This window comes from Thermogutta sp. (assembly GCF_014359955.1).
GTDB lineage: Bacteria > Planctomycetota > Planctomycetia > Pirellulales > Thermoguttaceae > Thermogutta.
In genome coordinates this window covers 1-550 of record NZ_JACIYL010000556.1, presented here as the reverse complement: position 1 = coordinate 550, position 550 = coordinate 1, and the positions used below count along the sequence as shown (strand labels likewise).

Genomic DNA, 550 nt, shown 5'->3' with positions numbered 1-550 from the left:
GGAGTCCTGGTGCGTCCAATAGGACCGGCCTGATTGGCACGGTCGACAGCGGGTCCTAGTGTGATCTAGAGTACCGAAAGCGGGCTGTCAAATGGTTCGCCGGCGGGGTGGCTAGAACTGGGGAAATATCTTGGATATATTTTTTGGTTTTGTCGATTATCCGATAGCGCTTCTCAAACTTGAAAACTGAATCCGTCGTCCCATGAAGCGGATGGAGTTGCCCTTCCGCATCGACTGAGAGTCCTGCGGCGTGCAGGAATCCTGCTGTGCACCACATGTTCCTGTCCATGGCATTCATCCGGGCCACGAGTTCCGGATCCTCGGACGCCAGAAGGGCTTGGAGCCAGCCCAGGGATGTGTGTTTTCCAGACACTTCTTCCCGAAAAACATGCGCAAAAAAGTTCCTCAACCCAACAGATAGTTCGGGCAACACTTCTCCCTGTCGAAATCGGTAGTAAGTCGCGTATTCACTGATTTCAGAGCGCCGGGCATCTTCAAAACACGGCATCCAGTACACGGGACAGGGAAGAGCAAACATGGCCTGATAGGC

The 550-nt window shown here is 53.6% G+C and carries 1 protein-coding gene; it reads right to left on the bottom strand.

Annotation, left to right across the window (positions count from 1 at the left end; translation table 11 throughout):
- Positions 1–55: 55 nt before the first annotated feature.
- Positions 56–550, bottom strand: a 495-nt coding sequence (locus H5U08_RS14310; protein WP_297034463.1) for a hypothetical protein, incomplete at its 5' end; no start/stop codon positions are given.